Annotated in this window: 22 protein-coding genes; 15 read left to right on the top strand and 7 right to left on the bottom strand. The window is 55.6% G+C overall.

Annotated features, from left to right (window positions below; genetic code table 11):
- Positions 1-2: 2 nt before the first annotated feature.
- Complete coding sequence (locus tag Q3Y53_RS07275) at positions 3-299, bottom strand: MGMT family protein (protein WP_303534654.1); 297 nt, start codon at positions 297-299, stop codon at positions 3-5.
- Between the two features lie 168 nt (positions 300-467).
- Here Q3Y53_RS07275 and trmH point away from each other — a divergent pair, with 168 nt between their 5' ends.
- Positions 468-1,157 carry a tRNA (guanosine(18)-2'-O)-methyltransferase TrmH gene (gene trmH, locus Q3Y53_RS07270; protein ID WP_226425657.1) on the top strand — a complete coding sequence of 230 codons (690 nt, stop codon included), beginning with the start codon at positions 468-470 and terminating at the stop codon, positions 1,155-1,157.
- A 63-nt stretch (positions 1,158-1,220) separates the two neighbouring features.
- Positions 1,221-1,394: a hypothetical protein gene (locus Q3Y53_RS07265; protein WP_170950570.1), complete on the top strand. Its 174-nt coding sequence runs from the start codon at positions 1,221-1,223 to the stop codon at positions 1,392-1,394.
- A gap of 8 nt (positions 1,395-1,402) precedes the next feature.
- Here Q3Y53_RS07265 and Q3Y53_RS07260 read toward each other — a convergent pair whose 3' ends face one another.
- Together Q3Y53_RS07260 and Q3Y53_RS07255 are read right to left on the bottom strand one after the other, a co-directional pair.
- A complete protein-coding gene (locus Q3Y53_RS07260) occupies positions 1,403-1,612 on the bottom strand; it encodes a hypothetical protein (RefSeq protein ID WP_226425660.1) in 210 nt (69 codons plus the stop codon).
- Positions 1,613-1,631: 19 nt separating this feature from the next.
- Complete coding sequence (locus Q3Y53_RS07255; RefSeq protein ID WP_303534646.1) at positions 1,632-2,504, bottom strand: ABC transporter permease; 873 nt, start codon at positions 2,502-2,504, stop codon at positions 1,632-1,634.
- A gap of 29 nt (positions 2,505-2,533) precedes the next feature.
- Between Q3Y53_RS07255 and Q3Y53_RS07250 the strand changes: the two genes are divergently transcribed.
- Positions 2,534-3,940 (top strand): sensor histidine kinase KdpD, encoded by a 1,407-nt coding sequence (locus Q3Y53_RS07250; protein ID WP_303534644.1) that lies wholly within the window; start codon positions 2,534-2,536, stop codon positions 3,938-3,940.
- Positions 3,937-4,290 (top strand): hypothetical protein, encoded by a 354-nt coding sequence (locus Q3Y53_RS07245; RefSeq protein ID WP_303534642.1) that lies wholly within the window; start codon positions 3,937-3,939, stop codon positions 4,288-4,290. Before Q3Y53_RS07250 ends, Q3Y53_RS07245 begins: the two co-directional genes overlap by 4 nt.
- On the opposite strand, the gene Q3Y53_RS07240 is transcribed toward Q3Y53_RS07245, so the two are convergent.
- Positions 4,287-4,583 carry a hypothetical protein gene (locus Q3Y53_RS07240; RefSeq protein WP_303534640.1) on the bottom strand — a complete coding sequence of 99 codons (297 nt, stop codon included), beginning with the start codon at positions 4,581-4,583 and terminating at the stop codon, positions 4,287-4,289. The two genes, Q3Y53_RS07245 and Q3Y53_RS07240, sit on opposite strands and share 4 nt — an antisense overlap.
- Positions 4,543-4,728, bottom strand: coding sequence for a hypothetical protein (locus Q3Y53_RS07235; RefSeq protein ID WP_303534638.1), 186 nt, complete (start codon positions 4,726-4,728; stop codon positions 4,543-4,545). Before Q3Y53_RS07235 ends, Q3Y53_RS07240 begins: the two co-directional genes overlap by 41 nt.
- Positions 4,729-4,938: 210 nt before the next feature.
- On the opposite strand from Q3Y53_RS07235, the gene Q3Y53_RS07230 reads away from it, so the two are divergent.
- From Q3Y53_RS07230 to Q3Y53_RS07210, 5 genes are all read left to right on the top strand, one after another.
- Positions 4,939-5,613: a type IV pilin protein gene (locus Q3Y53_RS07230; protein ID WP_303534636.1), complete on the top strand. Its 675-nt coding sequence runs from the start codon at positions 4,939-4,941 to the stop codon at positions 5,611-5,613.
- Between the two features lie 53 nt (positions 5,614-5,666).
- On the top strand, positions 5,667-7,256 hold the full coding sequence (locus Q3Y53_RS07225) for a hypothetical protein (RefSeq protein ID WP_303534634.1): 1,590 nt from the start codon (positions 5,667-5,669) through the stop codon (positions 7,254-7,256).
- Positions 7,253-7,828 (top strand): Tfp pilus assembly protein FimT/FimU, encoded by a 576-nt coding sequence (locus tag Q3Y53_RS07220; protein WP_303534632.1) that lies wholly within the window; start codon positions 7,253-7,255, stop codon positions 7,826-7,828. Before Q3Y53_RS07225 ends, Q3Y53_RS07220 begins: the two co-directional genes overlap by 4 nt.
- Positions 7,829-7,831: 3 nt before the next feature.
- Positions 7,832-8,983, top strand: a complete 1,152-nt coding sequence (locus Q3Y53_RS07215) for a calcium-binding protein (protein WP_303534630.1) — start codon at positions 7,832-7,834, stop codon at positions 8,981-8,983.
- 194 nt (positions 8,984-9,177) lie between these two features.
- Positions 9,178-9,654: a hypothetical protein gene (locus Q3Y53_RS07210; protein WP_303534628.1), complete on the top strand. Its 477-nt coding sequence runs from the start codon at positions 9,178-9,180 to the stop codon at positions 9,652-9,654.
- Positions 9,655-9,658: 4 nt separating this feature from the next.
- Here the strand turns inward: Q3Y53_RS07210 and lepA are convergent, their stop codons facing one another.
- Positions 9,659-11,479, bottom strand: a complete 1,821-nt coding sequence (gene lepA, locus Q3Y53_RS07205; RefSeq protein ID WP_303534626.1) for a translation elongation factor 4 — start codon at positions 11,477-11,479, stop codon at positions 9,659-9,661.
- Positions 11,480-11,550: 71 nt separating this feature from the next.
- Between lepA and Q3Y53_RS07200 the strand changes: the two genes are divergently transcribed.
- Entirely contained in the window at positions 11,551-11,871 is a 321-nt protein-coding gene (locus tag Q3Y53_RS07200) for a multidrug efflux SMR transporter (protein WP_303534624.1), read from the top strand.
- Positions 11,872-11,874: 3 nt separating this feature from the next.
- On the opposite strand, the gene Q3Y53_RS07195 is transcribed toward Q3Y53_RS07200, so the two are convergent.
- A complete protein-coding gene (locus tag Q3Y53_RS07195) occupies positions 11,875-13,383 on the bottom strand; it encodes a malate:quinone oxidoreductase (RefSeq protein WP_303534812.1) in 1,509 nt (502 codons plus the stop codon).
- Between the two features lie 80 nt (positions 13,384-13,463).
- Here Q3Y53_RS07195 and Q3Y53_RS07190 point away from each other — a divergent pair, with 80 nt between their 5' ends.
- From Q3Y53_RS07190 to Q3Y53_RS07170, 5 genes are all read left to right on the top strand, one after another.
- Positions 13,464-13,709 carry a NifU family protein gene (locus tag Q3Y53_RS07190; protein ID WP_011128549.1) on the top strand — a complete coding sequence of 82 codons (246 nt, stop codon included), beginning with the start codon at positions 13,464-13,466 and terminating at the stop codon, positions 13,707-13,709.
- Positions 13,706-14,008 carry a gamma-glutamylcyclotransferase gene (locus Q3Y53_RS07185; RefSeq protein WP_368506438.1) on the top strand — a complete coding sequence of 101 codons (303 nt, stop codon included), beginning with the start codon at positions 13,706-13,708 and terminating at the stop codon, positions 14,006-14,008. The genes Q3Y53_RS07190 and Q3Y53_RS07185 overlap by 4 nt, the downstream gene beginning before the upstream one ends.
- A gap of 104 nt (positions 14,009-14,112) precedes the next feature.
- Positions 14,113-14,835, top strand: a complete 723-nt coding sequence (locus Q3Y53_RS07180; RefSeq protein WP_303534609.1) for a GAF domain-containing protein — start codon at positions 14,113-14,115, stop codon at positions 14,833-14,835.
- Positions 14,836-15,192: 357 nt separating this feature from the next.
- Entirely contained in the window at positions 15,193-15,447 is a 255-nt protein-coding gene (locus Q3Y53_RS07175) for a hypothetical protein (protein WP_303534607.1), read from the top strand.
- 273 nt (positions 15,448-15,720) lie between these two features.
- Positions 15,721-16,441: hypothetical protein (locus Q3Y53_RS07170; RefSeq protein ID WP_303534604.1), on the top strand; the 721-nt coding region annotated here is incomplete at its 3' end.

Below are 16,441 nucleotides of genomic sequence, written 5' to 3'. Positions count from 1 at the left end.
CATCAATCTCCAGCATGGGCGCCCGGGTGCCAGAGGAACTGACGCAACGGCAAGCGTCCTTCCACATCCACCGGAATGCCCTCTGCCAGCAGAAGGTCCCGCTGGATCCAGTCACTGCCCTCACGGCTGAGGCTCATCGAAATCCGGCCCTGAGCGTTCACCACGCGGTGCCAAGGGACAGGGGACGGGAGCTTGAGGCGACGCAGCGCCCAGCCCACCTGACGAGCACAACCAAAGGCACCGATCAACTCAGCGATCTGGCCGTAGGTCGCCAACCGTCCGTGGGGGATGCGTTCCACCTCACTCCAGACACGCTGATCAAACGTGCCGCCGGAGACGTACGGTTCAACGGAGGGATCCTTAGGCGGGATCTGGATGTCGACAGAAGCGCTGGCTGCTTGATTGTCGTTCCAGGCCCCAAAGCATGGAAGTACCCCAACCTGTTGCTCTCACCCGATTGATCGCCCATGCCCCTGCTGCCGCGACGGTTTGAGCGGCTGAAATCCGTGCTGAACCACCGCATGGCGGATCTCACGGTGTTGCTCGAACACGTGGAGAAACCCCACAACCTCTCCGCCATCCTGCGCAGCTGTGATGCCGTCGGAGCGCTGGAAGCTCACGCGGTGAGTTTCGACGGGCGGCCACGCACCTTCAACAGCACGGCCCAGGGCAGCCAGAAATGGGTACCTCTGCACGATCATCCCGATACCGAAACAGCCATCCGGCAACTCAAAGCGAAAGGGTTCCGCCTCTACGGAACCCATCTCGGAGTGAATGCCAAGGACTACCGGGAGTGCGACTTCACCGGACCCACCGCCTTCGTGCTTGGGGCCGAGAAATGGGGGCTGACCGATCAGGCGCGAGATCTGATGGATGAAGCGCTGTTCATCCCCATGCGCGGCATGGTGCAGTCCCTGAACGTGTCGGTCGCCACGGCAACCCTGCTGTTTGAGGCGCTGCGCCAACGCCAGGTCGCCGGACTGGCCCCAACTCAGGGAGAAGGCCTGAAGCCAGAGCAATACCAGCAGTTGCTGTTTGAGTGGTCCTACCCCGAGGTGGCCCGCTGGTGTCGGGATCAGCAACGGCCATACCCCGCCTTAAGCGAGGAAGGAGAGCTGATGGAGGAGTTGCCGCGAACTGTGAAGCTGCGCTGCTGATCCGACGGAAGACTTGTATCTCTGCGAACGCTGGGCCATAACCAAAGCAGCGGATTGTCAGCAATGGACAACAAACAGTTGCACCAGTACGCGGTCACCTATCACTGCGGCAACGAGTGGGGCGAAGAAATGCTCCAGTCCGACGATCTCAGCCATGCAGTGGAAGCGGCCCACGCCATCTTCCCCAGCTCCTGCCGGATTTCGATCCGTGAGGTGAAGGCACCAAAACCAGCCTGAGATCAGCGCTATCGCCGCGACGCCCCAGGCAACTGAACCGCGGCGATCATTACCGCCGTCTCCAGCAGCAGATTGCGGCTAACCAGCACCACCACCAGCACCAAGGTGGTGGAAAGGATCCGCTCGAGCAAAGCGATCACGTCATCGGTGCTGTCGAGGCTCTTTTTCCAGAGAAACGCGGCCATGCTCAGCAACATCAAGCTGATCCACCAGGCCATCAATCACGTGCCGATGGCTTCAGTCTGACGCGGGCCGGGCTTCTGTGCCGCTCACCCAGGCCTCGATCCCTTCCCCAAGGAAGGACAGCCCCAGCACCAGAACAAACATCGCCAGGCCGGGGAACAATGCAGTCCACCACACCCCGGTGGGCACCGCCGCCAGTGCCAAGTTGAGATCACCACCCCATTCGGGCACGGTCTCCGGCAAGCCCAGGCCAAGAAATCCCAGTCCCCCCAGCACCAACACCGCATCGGCGGCATTGAGGGTGAGCAGCACCGGCACCGAGGTGATCACGTTGCGGAACAGGTAGCGCCGCAGGATCCAGAGCGGCCCTGCCCCAAGGCTCTGGGCGGCCTCCACAAACAGCTCACTCTTCACCTGAGCGGTTTGGTTGCGCACCACGCGGAAATACTGCGGCACGTACACCACGCAAAGGGCTGCGGCGGCATTGGGGATGCCCTTGCCCAGCAGAAAGGCCAACACCACCGAAAGCAACAACACCGGCAGCGTGTAGAGCGTGTCCATCAGCAGCACCATCAGGCGATCGACAGCGCCGCCGAAATAACCACTCACCATGCCCAGGGGCACCCCTACCAGCAGGGCCAAACCCACCGCCAGCAGTACAACCTGAAGCGCCACTCCACTGCCTGCCATGGTGCGCACACACACATCCCGGCCGAGCCGGTCGGTGCCGCACCAATGGGTCCAGCTGGGACCGGAGTAGATCGGGTTTTCCAGGCCAGCATTGGCGTCCGGAAGGATGCCAGCACTCACCAACAACGGCGTGATCAAAGCCACCAGCAGGTAAATCCCCACGATCACCAGACCCCAGCGAGCCATGCGGGTGGAGAGGCTGCGGGTCACGGGCAAGTTGGCCTCGGGCAGATGCATTGTCTCCCGAACCGAGGAAGAATGAAGCCATGGCGTCCCGCTACCACTGGCGACAACGGCTTCTCGGCAGTCTCCAAGGCCAGCTCCAGCTGGCCACCTATTTGGTGGTCTTCCTCGGATTCACAGGGGCCTCATCGGTGGGTCTGCTGATCGGTCAGCGCAATCTGTTGGCCAACGACCAGCAGTTGGCCCGCCAAAGCATCGCGCTGTGCGAAGACGCCATCACCGATCTGCAAGACGATCCAACCCGGCTTGAACAGGAATTGCTGTTCCACTCCAGCCCCAACACCAGCCTCTGGATCGAAGACAACAACGGCGATTTGGTGCGGCCACGCATCCACCAGGCCCTGCCGGACGCCGCGATCCAAACCGCCATGGCCACCAACCCCGGCCGTGAGCCAGGGCTGCAGCGCACGTTCGACATCGGCAATGAACGACTGCTGACAGAGCTGGTCAAGCAATTGCCCGACGGCTCACGCCTGTGGATGGCCCAACGGGCCAGCTCCAACCTTCAGGCCCTGAACAACTATCTGGTGTTGATGATCATGGTGTGGGGCAGCTGCCTGGCCATCACCCTGCTGAGCGTGAGCTGGGTGGTGCGGCGCGTGGTACAGCCCTTGGATCAGCTCAATGCCGCCAGCTCCCAACTGACGGCAGACACCCTGGCCACCGCCAAACTCCAGCTAAGCGAAGGCCCCATCGAAGTGATGCAGCTGAGCCGCACCTACAACGGCCTGCTGGAACGGCTGGCCCAGTCGTGGAGCCAGCAACGCCAGTTCGTGAGCGCCGTCAGCCATGAACTGCGCACCCCCCTCACCATCGTTCAGGGCTATCTGCACCGCACGATCAAACGCGGCAACAACCTCAGCACCAATCAAGTGAAGGGGTTGCAGACCGCGGAGGAGGAAAGCATTCGCATGCGCCGGCTGCTGGACGATCTGCTGGACCTCTCCCGGAGCGACTCCGGCCGGTTGGCCATCGCCAAGGGACCTGTCCGCCTCTCCGACCAACTGGAACAAGTGGCGGATCTTGCCCGCAACACCTTGAGCCGCCCCTTGGTGCTGGAGCTTCCTGACGATCCAACGGCCCGTGATGCGATGGCCCTGGCCGATCCGGCCCGCTTGCGCCAGGTGCTGTTGGATCTGATTGAAAACGCCGACAAGTATTCCCCCGGGGACACCGCCATCCGCTTGGTGCTGCGGCAGAGCGCCAGTGCCTTCTTGATCGATGTGATTGATCAAGGCATCGGCATTCCTGAGACCGAACTGAACCAGGTGTTTGAGCGTTTTCAGCGCGGCAGCAACGCACCGGCCAAAACGGGCTCCGGCTTAGGACTTTCCGTTGTGAAGCTGCTGGTGGAGGGCATGGGCGGCAGCATTCAGGTGCACAGCCGCCTTGGCCAAGGCAGCTGCTTCACCGTGGTGTTGCCGTCATGATTCCGTTCCTCGTGTTCTGCTCACTGCTGATCCCAGTGAACCTCTGGGCTGCGATCACACCGCATATGCACAGTGATGTGTCGATGCGAATCCTGCACGGCGTGTGCACGGTTGTTTTGATTCCCCTGCTGTGGATGCTCTGGGATCAACGGCGTCTGCTGCGGACTGTGCCTGCACTGGTGTTGGCGATCTTTGCGACGGTGATGTTGGTGGTGAACAGCTGGATCACCGCCATGGGCATGGGCGTGGAATTCGGCTGGTTGGACCACCTCTTCCTGGCCCTGTCTGAAGTGGCGTTGACCCTGTTCTTCCTGATGGCACCGGATCCTGCGCCCGTCACCGAGCCCTAGCCAACCCCCTGGGAACGGACACGCCCTCCCAGGCGGGTGCGTTGTTCGAGCTGCATCTGCAGCACCGGCAATCCAGACGGCTGGTGGAGCTCAAAGCGCTCCACGCCATCCAGAACCACACGATTCTGATAGCGACTGCCGCTGCGGATCCCCCCCTGGAGATCAAAGGCAGGGCCGCAGCGCATCAAGACATCACCGCGCCAGATCGCCGACGGCGCCGGACCCAGGCTGTACACCACAGGATCCGAGCCATCACGTGGTGCGATGGCGAGCTTGGGTTGCCGATCGGCCAAGGCACAGGGCCAACGCCTGACGGCTGCGCTGACGCGCATGGAGGGCGAGGGTTTGCAACGACAAACTGCTCAACAGCAGCAATGCCGAGGTGGTGAGTGCCAGAGGCAGGGCAAACCCCTGCCGCTTTGGATCAGGCGATCGCATCCAACATCAACGAAAGATGGATGAAGCATTCCCCATAAGACGAAAAACCTGGAGGGGTTTCAATAAAGCTCAGAGATGAGCAACATCGGAGAAAACAACTCAGAGAAAGCTCAGAGAAGACTCAGCCAGTACTGGCTTAAAGGCCTACTAGTTGATTCATGGTTGTGATTGCAGCACCACTGCGTGCACTCTTTACAACCACTTATTGCCATGACGACACTGAACAGACGGGTGAAGCTGGCATTCCTCAACCGCAAAAAAGGCCGCAATCCGCTCGAGAAGGGCTTCACTTTGGTGGAGCTGATGGTTGTGATTGTGATTGTTGGAATTCTGACAAGCGTTGCACTTCCGCAGTTCCTATCTCAAAGCACTAAAGCCAAAGGGGCAGAGGGCAAATCTGACACCGCCGCAATCGTCAAAAATACAGCCGCAGAATACCAACAAGGTGGCGCAGAATACATCGCTGAATTAGCCACTAAAGGCACCACCACGAATACACCTTTTGTCTTCGCAGGATCAGCAACGACATGCGACAACCTTGGAGGGAGAACAAAACTCGAAACTCAAAAGTTTGATTATTATTGCTCACTCGTCCAAGCGCCAGCACCAGCCGCCGGTGCTACGCCCTTACTTGATGACGGCACATATGCTTTGGGTGATTACATTCTCGTAGTAACCGCCTTCGGACCACCCATCACAGATACGGCCACAGTAAAAGTTGACACTTCGCTGCAGAATTTGGTGATGACCCAAGCCACCAATCTTGATAATGGTCACACACAAACGGTGAAAACCGGAACTTGTCAAGTCTTCGGTGGAACTGCAACTGCGACCACAGCTCCGACCAACACCTCGTCTGGAACCCCTTCTACAGCAGCCTGCTAAAACAACTCTAGGGCTCTCGAAAAGAGAGCCCTTCAGCAATAGAGGAAGAGAAGATGCAATCCAAATCAGAAAAATTCAAACAGCAACCGAGAACAACAATTAGTGGGCATGCAAAACATGCACAAATCATATGGAGAAGACTAGAAAATACTTCTGAAAGCAATGGATTTGCTCTCCCACTCGTCCTGATCGTTGGCTTGATCATGACGGTGGGTGGTTTTGCTCTTCTAGCCAGAAGCTTTGGGGGATTGATTGGGTCACAAAGGCTGGAGCAAGCACGCCAAGCGAGGGCCATCGCAGAATCAGGCATTGCCCAAACGATCGAATCGTTAAACAGCAATTATCGCTATCTACTGATCAATTGCTACTCCAAGAATGGGTCAATTCCAGGAAATCACAGCTGCATAGAAGACGAAGATTCAGACACTATCAGTTATGAATGCACATGGGACCAACCATGCATTCCGTCCTCCATCTGCCCTGATGCCACAAGCTCGGGAAAACCAGATATCGCAGGAATCACCTCCAATCCATCTGGAGATTACGAAGTTGATTACTATGCTTATTCAGGAACTCAATACTATGGTGGAACGGGAACCCTTCGCGTAATAGGGCATCGAAAAAGCAACGACAAGACGCGCATTCTTGCCAGCGCAGTCGTCGAGACAAGCTTCGACATCAAGCCAAAGCCCTGTGACAACACCTACGGATCACCCGCAACAAATAGTGGATTTCCAGCTTTACTCGCCTCAACGGTCACCATGGGAGGCAACGATGTAATTGGACAGACATCGGGCAATATTCTCTGCACAAAATGCACGACGCCTACCTATACAGATACAAATGCAGATGGAATCATCGATAGCGATGAACGCACCAAACAGAATGAACCGGCAATAAGCTGCAACACCCAGTGCGATGTTGGGGGGGAGATATTTATAGGCGATATCGACATTCCTCCCGTACCAGAATTCCCATCAAAGCTCATTGGAAACACTGAATACACCAATATTGACTTACAAACTGGTGACACAACAATCACTGCAGGAAACACTGCTGGCGTCAACAACAACAATCGCTGCGAGACGGAAAAAGAAGGCAATATATTCATAACTCACTGCAAAGTAAGCAACATTATTGGCAGCGGCAAGAGGGTCTTAAATGTCGACACATCCAATGGCCCAGTCAATCTCTACATTCAGGGCAACATCACACTCAGTGGTAAAAGTGGAATCATCCATAACGGCTCAGCGGAAGACTTGAGCCTATTTGGCCTTCCAGCATCGAGCGACGACTCATGCTCAACGGATGACAGCTTCACCCTGCAAGACATCAAGATTTCAGGAGGTGCCAGTGGCAGCAACATGTTCATCTTTTTCCCCTGTGGTGATGTTGGGATCAATGGTGGATCAAAAAATAATTGTGATGTCGCCGAAGACGACAACTGCGCTGGGGGAGATATCCGTGGTGCCGTCTGGTCAAAATCGTGGACAGGATCGTCGGGCAATCAAGCTCAACTGGTCGTACCTCCCGATCTTCCGTCTGAACTGGTTCGCCGGAATGGCACCAGCTTTGCCACCTCAATCCAGGACTACATCAGCCTTGGCGTGAACAGTTGGTTCTCTTTTGATCGAGAGCCATGATGATGCCCAGCAAAAACACTCAGAGTGGAGGATTCACAATCCTTGAATTAATGGTTGTTGTCATCATCTTTGGGATTCTTGCAGGGATTGGCATCGGTCATTACCAGCGCAATTGGAAAGAAGAGAGGCTTAAAGCAATTACACGGGAAACAGCAGCCTGGCTGGAAGACAATCGACTGCGAGCCTTACAACAATCGGAAACTTGTGTTATCGAGATTGATGATGCAAACACCGCTTTAAGGGCCGCATCGCATAACGATGGGAATGATTGCGATGATATCTCACAACTAGATCTTAAGCAAATAACTCAGAATATTGACAACCTAATTCTCTGCAGCGATACATCAACGTCGAACAATCTAATCTGCGATAGCTCACATACAAACTCGCAGACAGATGGGACCACAAACATCATCATTACACCTCGAGGCACAGTGGCGCAGGGTGGATTAATCAAGTTAAATCTGGACCAATCAATTAAGAATCGCTGCATTGCCATCATCCAGCCATTGGGATTAATTCGCCAAGGAATTGAGCGAAACAGCAGCTGCAACTTCAACACTGCTTTTTAAGCCATGGGTTTTACGATCACTGAATTAGTCGTAGCTGCAGCGATTGGACTCTTAACGGCATCAGTTGCTGGACAAGCCTTGATATCACACCTCCAAAGCAGTGAACGCGCAGAAGCCATGGAACGGCAACGAAACGACTGGGCACGTACAACACATTTCATCGAATCCGAAATTGCTCTTTCTGAGCACTTAATCACAAATATCGAGAACATTATCGTTTCCTCATCTTGCGACATTTCAGAAGAGGAGTTTCGCCTTGCCATTGATATGAGGCGCGACCTTCCAATTGTGATTTATGCAGTGAAGGAATCAGATTCAAACTGGCTGCCGACAAATACGTTGTGGCGATGTGGTCCAGGACTAAACAATGATGGCTCGTACAACAACACCATCGAGTTCGAACGGCTCCTCGATGGACTTGCTGGCACAGTTGACGAAGGAGGTGGATTTATCTCTAGCTCGAACACCTCCAATAGTTCCAAATACGCAGACTTCATACTTGGCCTAAAAGGTCATGCCACCGTGAAATATGGGCAAGTGACGGCTGCTCGTAGCCGCATCAGCCCGCTATACACAAGGCCAACCGCCAACAGCTTGTGTGATGCATCGAACATGGTCAAAGTGAAAGGTACAAGCGGACCAGATACTGACTTATCTTCTGAAAATATCTCAGTTTTGCGAGGAGAAGATATTTTATTATGTGGATATGGTGGCGGTGACTCAATCACTGGATCTGATGCCAACGATATTATTGAAGCTGGTGATGCTGGATCAAGCACTCTTACCGGAGCTGCAGGAAATGATGTTTTGAGGGGAACAGATGACGCCGATACCCTTATTGGCGGGCCAGGCAATGATGTATTGGTGGGTCGAGGTGGAAATGACAAGCTTGTAGGAGATATTGAAGCGCAAGCCATTGGTGATGATCAGAATATTTATCTGCCAGGAAACGGCAAGGATACAATTCACGGAGGACAAGGCTTAGATATTATTTTTTTCAACGGCAATCAGTCTGAATACACCATTGACACCACCGATTCCCCTTGCAACACGCAATCATGCACAGTTGAGACTTCAGAGAATGAAACCAAAACCATCTACGACTCTGAGATCTTGATTTTCAACGATGCACGCCTTGACCTACCAGACCCTTAACCCTCAGCAATTTCTCAGACGGATCACATCTGATCCAAAGCCAAAACCAATCATCCTCTGAGTAGAAGGCACCAACAGGGAGTGATGATAGTTAAGCAATCAAGGACAAGAAACGACTGCAAAGCTTTTCTTTAAGCCTCAATGCTTGGCGGCACTCAACAAGGATCGCAGGGCAAATATGGAGATAGCGCACCATGACAATCACCGAATCTCTAGTTGCTTCAGCGATTTTGATGACAATGGCAACACAGGCAAGCCAAGTGTTTGGTAATTCAATGCAAGCGATAGGAAAAAGTCGCCTACGCGACGGAATCAATACATCGATTCAACGAGACATCGAAAAAATCCGAGAGACTGTCTCGCAGTGGAGCATCAATACTACGGGCACAGATGGTCAATTGTCCTACGATCCACCTCAATCGGATTGCGAGGATTCAATTCTTGCTACAACGCTTCTGAGCGATCAAAATTCTCTACTTCCTGCATCCCAAGCTCTCAACTTATCCAATATCTCAACACCTCTTCAAGGATTACAGATCATACGCACCATCGAAACTCTGCCTGGCAATGAAAACCTGGTTCTTATCAACTACTCCACAACTGGACATTCAAAAATCAAAACTCAGGCAAGCACAATATTGTCAATCCCCGCCCAAGGTTGGTGCAAATAAACCCTCAGCTCCCCCCACCATCATTGAGCTTCAGTACAGCCATGAAGGCCTCCTGAGGCACATCCACCTTGCCCATGGCCTTCATGCGCTTCTTGCCCTTAGCCTGCTTCTTCAGCAGTTTCTTCTTCCGTGAAATGTCGCCGCCATAGCACTTAGCGAGCACATCCTTGCGGATGGCACTGATGCTGGTGGAGGCAATAATCCGGCTGCCGATCGAAGCCTGAATCGGAATCTTGAACTGCTGGCGAGGGATCAGTTCCTTGAGTTTCTCCACCAACGCTTTACCCACGTTGTAAGCCTTGTCTTGGTGAACGATCGTAGTGAGGGCATCGGCCCGCTCGCCGTTGATCAACACATCGAGGCGCACCAGCTGGTTCTTGCGATAGCCGATCAGGTGGTATTCCATCGAGGCATAGCCCTGGGTGCGAGTCTTCATCTGATCGAAGAAGTCGGTCACCACTTCCGCCAGCGGCAACTCGTAGATCAACGTCACCCGATCGGTGGTGATGTATTTCATGTCGATGTAGTCACCCCGCCGCTCCTGGCAGAGGCCCATCAAGGCGCCGTTGTACTCGTTCGGCGCGTAGATCTCCATCTTCACGTAGGGCTCTTCGATCGACTCACGCTTTTGCGGATCGGGAAGCGTGGCGGGGTTGTCCACCATCACTTCGGAGCCATCGATCATGTTCACCTTGTAGATCACCGATGGCGCGGTGACGATCAGATCAAGGTCGTATTCACGCTCAAGCCGCTCCTGCACGATTTCCATGTGCAGCAGGCCAAGGAAGCCGCAACGGAAGCCGAAGCCCATGGCGCTGCTGGTTTCCGGCTCGTACTTCAGCGCTGCATCCGAGAGCTGCAACTTGTCGAGGGCATCGCGCAGATCGGGGTACTGATCGGCCTCGGTGGGGAAGAGGCCGCAGAACACCATTGGCTTGGCCTCGGTGTAACCCGGTAAAGCCTTATCCGCCGGCGCATTCACCAGGGTGATGGTGTCGCCCACACGGGCATCAGCCACCGCCTTGATCGACGCCGCGAGATAGCCCACCTCTCCCGCGTGGAGCTCATCCACCTTCTTCTGATCCGGCGCCATGATCCCGATCTCATCGAGCTCATAAGTCTTCTTACTGGCCATCAACAACACTTTGTCTTTGCAGCTGATCCGGCCACTCATCACGCGGAAATAAACGATCACGCCCCGGTAGGGGTCGTAATACGAATCGAAGATCAGCGCCTTGGTGGGTTCCTCCACCGCATCCTTCGGTGGGGGCACACGGTCAACAACGGCCTGCAGGATTTCGGGCACCCCCAAGCCGGTCTTGGCCGAGCAGGAAATGGCATTGCTGCAATCGAGACCGATGATCGCCTCGACCTCTTCCTTGATTCGATCGGGATCCGCACCAGGCAGATCGATCTTGTTGAGCACCGGGATGATCTCGAGATCGTTATCCAGGGCCAGGTACACGTTGGCCAGGGTCTGTGCTTCCACCCCCTGGCTTGCATCCACCACCAGCAGCGCCCCTTCACAGGCCTGCAGGCTGCGGCTCACCTCATAGGAGAAGTCGACATGCCCAGGGGTGTCGATCAGGTTGAGGACGTACTCCTCCCCATCCGCCGCGGTGTAGTTCATCCGAGCGGCCTGGAGCTTGATCGTGATCCCCCGCTCCCGCTCCAGGTCCATGTTGTCCAGGAACTGCTCCTGCATGTCCCGGTTGGCCACCGTCCCGGTGTCCTGCAGCAAGCGGTCGGCCAGGGTCGACTTGCCGTGGTCGATATGGGCAATGATGCAGAAGTTGCGGATCCGTGAGACGGGGGCGTCGGTCATGCAGCGGCGGAATCCCGTCTCGGGTCCAGAGTTAGTCGTTGTCTCAATCCTAAGGAGCGGCACCAGAGGTCATGAGCAATCCCTGGACCCTGTTGCTGCTGGCGATCAGCGCTGAGGTGATCGGCACCTCCTGCCTGCGCTTGTCAGAAGGCATGACCCGACCGCTGCCCACCCTGCTGGTGTTCAGCGCCTACGCCCTTGCCATGGCCCTGCTCTCCAAGGTGGTGCTGAGCATTCCCCTGGGGATCACCTATGCCCTCTGGAGCGGCATTGGCACCGTGGTGATCGTGCTGGTGGGGCGCTTCGCCTACAGCCAGATGCTCCAGCCTGCGCAGTTGATCGGCATCGGCCTGATCACCGCCGGTGTGGTGTTGGTGAATCTGGGGGACTAAGGCTTAGGGCATGAGCCCCAGCAGGGCATCGCTGCGTTCCCGCATCCGCTGCAGCACTTGCGGATCCTGCTGCGGATCCTCATGAATGCTGGGCAACAGCGCTTGCAGCCGCTGCTGCCAGGCCTCGCTGTTGAGCCGTTGCTCGAAGCAGCGCTGCAGCACCTCCAACATGATCGTGACGGCCGTGCTTGCTCCTGGGGAGGCCCCCAACAACGCCGCCAGGGAGCCATCACCGGAGGCCACCACCTCGGTTCCCAACTGCAGCCGTCCGCCCTGCTTGCTGCGTTTGATGATCTGCACCCGTTGGCCCGCCACCGAGAGGGTCCAGTCTTCGGCGCGGGCGGTGGGCATGAATTGCTGCAGCGCCTCATGCCGCTCCGCAGGGCTCTGGCGCAGCTGATTGATCAAGTACTGCACCAGTTCGAAATTGGTGGCACCCACCTGCAGCATCGGCACCAAATTTGTGACGCGCACGGAAGTAGGCAAATCCAGCAAGGAGCCCTGCTTAAGGAACTTGCTGCTGAAACCTGCGAAAGGGCCGAACAACAGCGAGCGCTTGCCATCGATCCAGCGGGTGTCGAGGTGAGGCACCGACATCGGCGGGGCCCCTACGGCCGCCTTGCCATAGACCTTGGCGCGCTGACGGTCGGCCAGCTGCGTATCACCGCACACCAACCAGAGGCCACTCACCGGGAAGCCAGCGAAATCAGCGGCCTCCGGAATCCCGGAGCGTTGCAGCAGCGGCAGGGCACCACCACCAGCACCAAGGAAGACAAAGGGAGCCCGCACTTCTTTTTTGCCGGAGGGCCCTTTGAGCACCACGCGCCAGTCGGCCTCGGTCATGTCGCTGCGGCGCAAGCGTTTGAGGTCTTGCACCTGGGTGCCGTACTCAACGGTGAGTGCTCCGCTCTGCTGCAAGGGCATCAGATAGGCCCTGGTGAGGGTGCCGAAATCCACGTCCGTGCCCCGATCAATCCGGGTGGCCGCTACCGGCTGTTTGAGATCACGGCCCGCCATCACCAGGGGCATCCATTCGGTGAGCTCGCTCTGGTCTTCGCTCCAGCGCATCCGCGCAAAGGCCGGCAGCTCCTTCAGCTGGCTGTAGCGCTGACGCAGAAAGGCAATGTTCTCCGGCGTCCAGACGGCGCTGATGTGGGCCGCCTGGTGGAGAAAGCTGCCGGTGTCGAGATCGCCCCGCTCCCGCAGCGACCCCCAGAACTCCAGGCTGCGTTCAAACGAGGCATTGATGGCCACCGCTTTGGCCGTGGCAACCGTGCCATCCGCCTGCATCGGGGTGTAGTTCAGCTCGCAGTTGGCGGCATGGCCAGTGCCGGCGTTGTTCACCGCGGCGCTGCTCTCGAGAGCAGGCGCCTCGAGCCGCTCCACCAGAAGAATCCGCAGCTGCGGGTCAAGTTCATGCAGCAGCGCCGCCAGGGTGGCGCTCATGATTCCAGCGCCCACGAGCACGGCGTCGTAACGGGCCTCGGGGTTGAACGAACCGTCGTGCTGCACCGGAGCTGGAGGGTTAACCGCTCTCGTCACCCTATGGGGCCACTCCGTAACCTTGAGGACTTGATGTCTGGTTCATCCCGATGAGCACTGAAACCATGGCCCTCACGTTGGAGAACGTGGAGAAGGTGCTGGATGAACTGCGCCCCTTCCTGATGGCCGACGGCGGCAACGTTGAAGTGGTGGAGCTGGATGGTCCGATCGTGAAGGTGCGTCTGCAGGGAGCCTGCGGAAGCTGCCCCAGCAGCACGATGACCTTGAAGATGGGCATTGAACGCAAAATGCGCGAATCGATCCCCGAAGTGAGTGAAGTGGTGCAGGTGCTCTGAAGCGTCTGTTCGTCTACGGATCACTGAAGAGCAACGGCAGCGCCCATCACTTGCTCAAGGGCACTAAGCGCGACAGCGACGGAATCGTCGATGGCTTCGTCTTGATCGACTACCAGGGCTATCCGATGCTCCAGCGGGGGGATGGGTCCGTGACAGGAGAGATCTACTGGGTGCCCGACCCTTGCTTGCCCGATTTAGATGCTTGGGAGGAGGTACCTGAGGTGTACCAACGCAGCAGCGCGACCCTCAGGGATGGGCGGAGCGTGTGGCTCTATGAAGCAGCTCCAAGAATTAATTAATCGAGGGAAGTAAAATCCACAAAGCGAAATTTTTCGCACTGCACATTTACAGAAAATAAAAAAATCATGCCTTAGACCAAAGGCATGCCTAGCGAGGTATGCCCATGCAGGCAGCACCAAAGCCGATCAACGAAGCAGCCCGGCTGAGATCACTCAGTGAATATCGAATTCTGGGAACGAAGCCTGAAAAAGCTTTTGACAACATCACCCGGATGGCCTCAGAGATCTGCCAATCTCCGATCGCTCTGATCTCCTTGGTGGATGAAAAGCGTCAGTGGTTCAAATCGAAGGTGGGCCTTGAGGCCAGCGAAACCGACCGAGACATCTCCTTTTGCGCCCATACGATCCTCGATTCCAAGCCTCTGGTGGTGGAGGACGCGCTGTTTCATGAGAAATTCCGCGACAACCCACTCGTGCAGGAAGCACCCCACATCCGGCTCTATGCAGGCTTCCCCCTGAAAACCGACATCAACCACCGCATTGGAACGCTTTGCGTGATTGATCGGATTCCCAAATCACTCACCAATTCGCAATACAAGGTGATGGAAGGCCTGGCGGAACAAGCCACCACTCTTTTGGAACTCAGACGCCGATCCCTGGCCCTGATGGATGAGTTCTGTCAGATGCATCACGCTCAAGGGTTGGTCACCACTTGCAGTTACTGCAAATCCATCCGTGACAGGGAAGGGTTCTGGCAACCGATCGAACGATTCCTGATGCAGCACAGCACGCTGAATTTCAGCCATGGCATCTGCCCCGAATGCATGAACGAGCACTTTCCCGACGTGCAAAGCAGTCGAGCGGAGTCGACAAACAATCACGGTTGAGCCAATTGGAGCTGGGCGATGGGCAACGGCGACACCACGAACACTTGACATCGCCGGAAAATAAAAAAGGAAATTCAAGTGATGCGTCATGCGAATTGCAGATTTTCTGTATCGCAAACTCGGGCTGAATATCTTCAAAGCAGCACCTCACCTGAGAACGCAAACGCCCAATACTCCCGTGCCTGCGGTGGTTGAGCAGGAACCCGAACCACCGAGCCCAGTCAACACATCAACAGCCGATGTGATTCACATTGGTCCCAGGGGTGGTCGCTACAAAGTCGACGCCAAAGGTCGCAAGGTGTATCTCAAGGCCAGCTGAAGCATTTCAGATCTAACGAGCTGGCAGGACCAACTGAGTTGAAATACCGATCGATTGGCTTTGGTATCAATAAAAACCACCACGGATGCAGTCTGAACGACAAGCTTGATTCACGTTGGGAGATCGAGATGAATGCTGGTCCTGCCTGTCCCATCCGATTTGACAGCCTTGAACAGCGAAATGAATCGCTCACCGAGCAATGCCTGACGGCAGCTGAAATCGAATGGCAACGTTGGTCGGGCTGGCAGATGGAACGCACGGCGGCAAAACAGTTCAGAAAAAAGTGGTCTTGAGTCGTTGAACAAGGCACCACAGCACTAGCCAGCAACTCTGGGGACACCTGAGTCCACAAAGAGATGGTCGAACAAAGCCCTCGGAGATGGAATGCATGCGGATCCCGCATACCAAAAAGGGCTAGACAGGCGCCTGAGTTAAAATGCTTGAAATACGCTTAGTCAGTCCTGTTCTGGCACCCAGCTCTAAGCAGAAGTCAACTTAGGCAGCCAAGGTCATAAATGTATATGAGTGGCATTGTTAGAGAAGAACCGATAACGGAGTTCAGCAGATTGGAGGACGTCAATCTCCTCCCACTGAACCAGTTCAGCTGGCCGAGATTTAATTTTATTGCCCAGGACAGAAATTTAAGTGATGGAAACACTGGCCTCTCCCTCTACACCGGAGAAGAAGAGATTCTGATTTCAGGAAATCGATATTCCTTGCGCGAGCATAACGATCCCGGAAGCATCTACCTCTTCAACGATCCAGAATTCTCAAGCCAGTCCTCTTGGATTGACCTCGACGGCAACATCACCAAAGAAGACGGCTCCGCTCCTCTAAATGGCGAACAGGGCAATCAGTCAGGTGATGACCTCATCTCCAATTTTCAACTCGTTGATTACAACGGCAACTTCAGCCTCTGGGATCAATATCAACGCGACTACTCCGTTGCTCTCCTCTCTGATACTCAAGGCCAATACGTCCTCATCCAGGACCGTAACCTTGACGATGGCAATGACGGCACAGATACTCTCCGCAATGTCAATGAAATCTTCTTCCAAAACGGAGAAATAGTTGCCCTCTCACCTCTCAACAGCTGGGGCGGATACAATCCCAACTACCTCTTCTCCAATCCACAGTTCCTAAGCCAATCCTCTTGGATTGACCTCGACGGCAACGTCACCAGAGACGACGATTCCTCTCCACTCTACGGTGAACAGGGCAATCAGTCCGGTGATGACCTCATCATTGGCTTTGATCGCGTTTCTTACTCAGACTCAGCTGAAAATT

The organism is Synechococcus sp. YX-04-1, from assembly GCF_030546365.1.
Classification (GTDB): domain Bacteria; phylum Cyanobacteriota; class Cyanobacteriia; order PCC-6307; family Cyanobiaceae; genus Parasynechococcus.
This window is presented reverse-complemented; position numbering and strand designations above follow the sequence as displayed.

Coding starts and splice junctions, on each gene's coding strand:
- trmH (WP_226425657.1), top strand. CDS start 468: ATGCCCCTGCTGCCGCGACGGTTTGAGCGGCTGAAATCCGTGCTGAAC.
- Q3Y53_RS07265 (WP_170950570.1), top strand. CDS start 1,221: ATGGACAACAAACAGTTGCACCAGTACGCGGTCACCTATCACTGCGGC.
- Q3Y53_RS07260 (WP_226425660.1), bottom strand. CDS start 1,612: ATGGCCTGGTGGATCAGCTTGATGTTGCTGAGCATGGCCGCGTTTCTC.
- Q3Y53_RS07255 (WP_303534646.1), bottom strand. CDS start 2,504: ATGCATCTGCCCGAGGCCAACTTGCCCGTGACCCGCAGCCTCTCCACC.
- Q3Y53_RS07250 (WP_303534644.1), top strand. CDS start 2,534: ATGGCGTCCCGCTACCACTGGCGACAACGGCTTCTCGGCAGTCTCCAA.
- Q3Y53_RS07245 (WP_303534642.1), top strand. CDS start 3,937: ATGATTCCGTTCCTCGTGTTCTGCTCACTGCTGATCCCAGTGAACCTC.
- Q3Y53_RS07235 (WP_303534638.1), bottom strand. CDS start 4,728: ATGCGATCGCCTGATCCAAAGCGGCAGGGGTTTGCCCTGCCTCTGGCA.
- Q3Y53_RS07230 (WP_303534636.1), top strand. CDS start 4,939: ATGACGACACTGAACAGACGGGTGAAGCTGGCATTCCTCAACCGCAAA.
- Q3Y53_RS07225 (WP_303534634.1), top strand. CDS start 5,667: ATGCAATCCAAATCAGAAAAATTCAAACAGCAACCGAGAACAACAATT.
- Q3Y53_RS07220 (WP_303534632.1), top strand. CDS start 7,253: ATGATGATGCCCAGCAAAAACACTCAGAGTGGAGGATTCACAATCCTT.
- Q3Y53_RS07215 (WP_303534630.1), top strand. CDS start 7,832: ATGGGTTTTACGATCACTGAATTAGTCGTAGCTGCAGCGATTGGACTC.
- Q3Y53_RS07210 (WP_303534628.1), top strand. CDS start 9,178: ATGACAATCACCGAATCTCTAGTTGCTTCAGCGATTTTGATGACAATG.
- lepA (WP_303534626.1), bottom strand. CDS start 11,479: ATGACCGACGCCCCCGTCTCACGGATCCGCAACTTCTGCATCATTGCC.
- Q3Y53_RS07200 (WP_303534624.1), top strand. CDS start 11,551: ATGAGCAATCCCTGGACCCTGTTGCTGCTGGCGATCAGCGCTGAGGTG.
- Q3Y53_RS07190 (WP_011128549.1), top strand. CDS start 13,464: ATGAGCACTGAAACCATGGCCCTCACGTTGGAGAACGTGGAGAAGGTG.
- Q3Y53_RS07180 (WP_303534609.1), top strand. CDS start 14,113: ATGCAGGCAGCACCAAAGCCGATCAACGAAGCAGCCCGGCTGAGATCA.